This window comes from Kitasatospora sp. LaBMicrA B282 (assembly GCF_050325825.1).
Classification (GTDB): Bacteria; Actinomycetota; Actinomycetes; order Streptomycetales; family Streptomycetaceae; genus Kitasatospora.
Map to the genome: position 1 here is coordinate 1 of NZ_JBNQTI010000143.1, position 4,843 is coordinate 4,843.

The following is a 4,843-nucleotide window of genomic DNA, read 5'->3' on the forward strand; positions in this document are numbered from 1 at the left end:
CCCGGCGGCGGACCTGCGCCCGCTGGCCCGCTCGCTGGCCCTGGGCCGCGCCGCCTGGGAGCACCGCGGCGTGGTGATCGCCGCCGACCGCCCCGCGCTGCTGGCCGGCCTGGCCGCGCTCGCGGCGGGGGAGGAGAGTCCGGCAGTGGTCCGCGGCCGGGTCGCCCACGGCGGCCGCACCGCCTTCCTCTTCTCCGGACAGGGGTCCCAACACCTCGGCATGGGCCGGGAGTTGTACCAGACCTACCCGGTCTTCGCGAAGACCTTCGACCAGGCCTGCGCCCACCTCGACCGCCGGCTCGGTCGCTCGGTCCGCGCGCTGGTCTTCGAGTCGACCGAGCCGGCCGAGCTCGAGTCGACGGTGCACGCCCAGGCCGCGCTCTTCGCGGTGGAGATCGCGCTCTTCCGGCTGCTCGAGCACCTCGGGATCCGCCCCGACCTGGTGCTCGGCCACTCGCTCGGCGAGATCTCCGCGGCCTGCGCCGCCGGGGTCTTCTCGGTGCCGGACGCGGCCAAGCTGGTTGCCGCCCGCGGCCGGCTGATGCAGGAACTCCCCTCCGGCGGCGCGATGGTGGCCGTCCAGGCGAGCGAGGCGGAGGTGCTCGCCCAGCTGGCCGAGTCGGCGGAAGGAGCCGAAACGGCCGACCAGGAAGGCCAGGTGGCGATCGCCGCGGTCAACGGGCCGCAGGCGGTGGTGCTCTCCGGCGCCGAGGCCGCGGTGCTGGCGCAGGCCGAGCAGTGGGCGGCGCGCGGCCGGCGGACCAAGCGGCTGCGGGTCAGCCACGCCTTCCACTCGCCGCTGATGGACCCCATGCTGGACGACTTCCGCAACCTGGCGCACTGCATCTCCTACGCCGCGCCCCGGATCCCGGTGATCTCCAACCTGACCGGCGAACCGGTCGGCGCGGAGCTGACCGACCCCGAGTACTGGGTGCGCCACGTCCGCGGCGCGGTGCGGTTCCGCGACGGCGTGCGCCGGCTGCTCGCCGCCGGGGTGACCACCCTGGTCGAACTCGGCCCCGACGCCACCCTGGCCACGCTGGCCGAGGACTGCCTGGAGAGCACCGACCCCACCCCCGACTTCGTCCCGCTGCTGCAGCCCGGGCGCCCCGAGCCCGAGACCCTGCTCACCGCGCTGGCCCGGCTGCACGCCGGCGGCACCTCGCCGTCCTGGCCGGCCCTGCTCGGCGACGGACCGCTCACCGCACTGCCGACCTACGCCTTCGAGCACCGCCGCTACTGGCAGGAGCCCGGCGCCGTCGGGTCGGCCCGGGCGGGTGTGGGCGCGGCGGGCCTGACCGGGCTGGCGCACGGCGTGCTCGGCGCGCTGGTGGAGACCGGCGTCGGCAGCGGTGCCGGCGCGGTGGCCACCGGCCGGCTGGCCCTGGCCAGCCACCGCTGGGTGGCCGACCACCGGATCGGCGGCCGGGCGCTCTTCCCCGGCACCGGCTTCGTGGAGGCGGTCCGGCGGGCGGCGAGCGAGCTGGGCTGTGGCCGGATCGAGGAGCTGATCGTGCAGGCGCCGCTGGCCCTGGCCCCGGGCGGCGGCACCCATCTGCGGGTCCTGGTCGGCGAGGCCGGCGAGGACGGCACCCGCTCGGTCGAGGTGCTGGCCCGCCCGGAGGGCAGCCCGGTCGGCGAGGGCTGGGTCCGGCACGCCACCGGCACGGTGGCCCCCGAGTCGACCCCCGGACCGGCCGCCGCCGAGCCCGAGCCGACCCCCTGGCCGCCGACCGGCGCGCAGCCGGTGGCCGCCGTGGGCTTCTACGAGCGGCTGGCCGAGGCCGGCTACGGCTACGGCCCGGCCTTCCGCGGCCTGCGGGCGCTCTGGCGGCGCGACGCGGAGGTCTTCGCCGAGCTGGAGCTGCCGGAGCCGACGGCCGGCGAGGCCGACCGGTACGGCGTGCACCCGGCGCTGCTGGACGCGGCGCTGCACGTGATCGGCCTGGTCGAGCCCGAGGACGGCGCCGTCCGGCTGCCGTTCGCCTGGACCGGGGTGAGCTTCGGCGCGGTCGGCGCCACCGCGGCCCGGGTCCGGGTCGCCAAGGCGCCCGGCGGCGGTGTCACGGTCGCCCTGACGGACGGCACCGGTGCGCCGATCGCCCACATCGAGTCGCTGGTCAGCCGCGAGCTGACCGCCGAACAGCTGGCCCAGCCGGCCGCCGACGTGGCCGACGCGCTCTTCCGGGTCCGCTGGCAGGCGGTCGCGCTGCCCGCCGCCCCGAGCAACGAGCGGTTCGCCGTGCTCGGCGAGCCGAGCCCCGCCCTGGCCCGGGCGCTGACCCGCGCCGGGCTGACCGAGGCGCAGCCCGCCGACAGCACCCTGCTGGTGCTGGAGTGCCCCGCGGCGCCTTGCGACCCGGCCGGCTCGGCGGCGCTGCCGCAGGCCGTCCGTGCGTCGGTGACCGCGGTCCTGACGGCCGTCCAGCAGTGGCTCGCCGACGAGGAGCTGGCCGACACCCGGCTGCTGGTGCTGACCCGCGGCGCCGTCGAGGCGGTGCCCGGCGAGGGCCTGCCGCAGCCGGCCGTGGCCCCGGTCTGGGGCCTGGTGCGCGCGGTGCAGGCCGAGCACCCCGACCGGATCACCCTGGTCGACCACGACGGCACGCCCGAGTCGCTGGCCGCCCTGGCCGCGGCCGCCGCCGGCCCCGAGCCCGAACTGGCGCTGCGCGCCGGCGCCCCGCTGGCCCCGCGGCTGGCCCGGCTGGCCGCCACCGGCCTGCTCACCACCCCCGCCACCAGCCCCGCCTGGAAGCTGGAGGCCTCCACCCGCGGCACCCTGGAGGACCTGGCGCTGGCCGCCGCCCCCGACGCGCTGGCCCCGCTCGCCCCCGGCGAGATCCGGGTCGCGGTCAAGGCCGGCGGCCTGAACTTCCGCGACGCGATGATCGCGCTCGGCATGTACCCCGACGAGAAGGCCGCCACCGGCGGCGAGGGCGCGGGCGTGGTCACCGAGGTCGGCGCCGCCGTCACCGACCTGGCTCCCGGCGACCGGGTGATGGGCCTGATCGACGGCTCGCTCGGCCCGATCGCGGTGACCGACCGCCGCCTGGTGGTGCGGATGCCCGACGGCTGGTCGTTCACCGACGCCGCCGTGGTCCCGATCGTCTTCCTCACCGCCTACTACGGCCTGGTCGACCTCGCGGACCTCCGCCCCGGCGAGCGGGTCCTGGTGCACACCGCCACCGGCGGGGTCGGCATGGCCGCCGTCCAGCTCGCCCGGCACCTGGGCGCCGAGGTCTTCGTCACCGCGAGCCCCGGCAAGTGGCCGGTGCTGCACGGGCAGGGCTTCGACGCGGCGCACCTGGGCTCCTCCCGCGACCTCGCCTTCGAGGAGCGGTTCCGCACCACCACCGAGGGCCGCGGCCTGGACGTGGTGCTCAACTCGCTGGCCCGCGAGTACGTGGACGCCTCGCTGCGGCTGCTCGGCCCCGGCGGGCGCTTCCTGGAGATGGGCAAGACCGACCTGCGCGACCCGCGACAGCTGGCGACGGCCCACCCGGGCGTCGGCTACCACGCCTTCGACCTGATCGACGCGGGCCCGGACCGGATCCAGCAGCTGCTCACCGAGCTGGTCGCTCTGTTCGAGCGCGGCGTGCTGCGGCGACTGCCGGTCACCGCCTGGGACGTGCGGCAGGCCCCGGAGGCGCTGCGCCACCTGAGCCAGGCCCGGCACATCGGCAAGAACGTGCTCACCATGCCGACCGCGCTCGACCCGGCCGGCACCGTGCTGGTCACCGGCGGCACCGGCGGGCTCGGGCAGCTGATGGCCCGTCACCTGGTGACCGCCCACGGGGTGCGCCACCTGCTGCTGGCCGGCCGCCGCGGCGCCGCCACCGCCGGCGTGCCGGAGCTGGTCGAGGAGCTGGCGGCGCTGGGGGCCGAGGTCACCGTCGCCGCCTGCGACGTGGCCGAGCGCACCGCCGTCGAGGCCCTGCTGGCCGGCATCCCGGCCGCGCACCCGCTGACCGGCGTGGTGCACGCGGCCGGCGTGCTGGACGACGGCGCGGTGGCCGCGCTCACCCCGGCCCGGGTGGCCGCGGTGCTGCGCGCCAAGGTCGACGGCGCGGTGCACCTCGACGAGCTGACCCGCGACCGGGAGCTGGGCATGTTCGTGCTCTTCTCCTCCTCGGCGGGCCTGTGGGGCAGCGCCGGGCAGGCCGGCTACGCGGCCGCCAACGTCTTCCTGGACGCGCTGGCGGTGCGCCGCCGGGCGCAGGGCCTGCCGGGCCTGGCGCTGGCCTGGGGCCTGTGGCAGCAGACCAGCGGGATGACCGCGCACCTGGGCGAGGTGGAACTGGCCCGGATGGCCCGCGAGGGCCTGGTGCCGCTGACCACCGAACGCGGCCTGGCGCTGTTCGACGCCGCCCTGGCGGCCGGCGCACCACTGCTGCTGCCCAGCGAACTGGACCTGGGCGCGCTGCACGGCAGCGACCGGGTGCCGGCGCTGCTGCGCGGCCTGGTCCGCCCCGCGCCCACCCGGGCCCGGACCGCCACGGCCGGGCGCGGCACCGCCACCACCAGCCCGGCCGAACTGCGCGCGGAACTGGCCGCGCTCGCCCCGGCCGAGCGCACCGGGCGGCTGCTGGCCCTGGTCCGCACCCAGGCGGCCGGCGTGCTCGGCCACCTCTCGCCCGAACAGCTCGACCCCGACCGGCTCTTCCGCGACCTGGGTTTCGACTCGGTGACGGCGGTCGTCCTGCGCAACCAGCTGAAGAAGGCCACCGGCCTGAAGCTGCCGTCCACGGTCGTCTTCGACCACCCGAGCGCCACCGGGCTGGCGGCCCACCTGGCCACCGTGTTCGGCGACCCGACCGCCCGGCCGGGCCACTGACGGGGCCCG

General features: G+C 77.8%; 1 protein-coding gene. It reads left to right on the top strand.

The window, feature by feature from the left end; translation table 11 throughout:
* A partial coding sequence (locus ACQRUO_RS29895) for an SDR family NAD(P)-dependent oxidoreductase (protein WP_428319228.1) occupies nt 1-4,834 on the top strand: 4,834 nt, incomplete at its 5' end.
* Nucleotides 4,835-4,843: the final 9 nt, after the last annotated feature.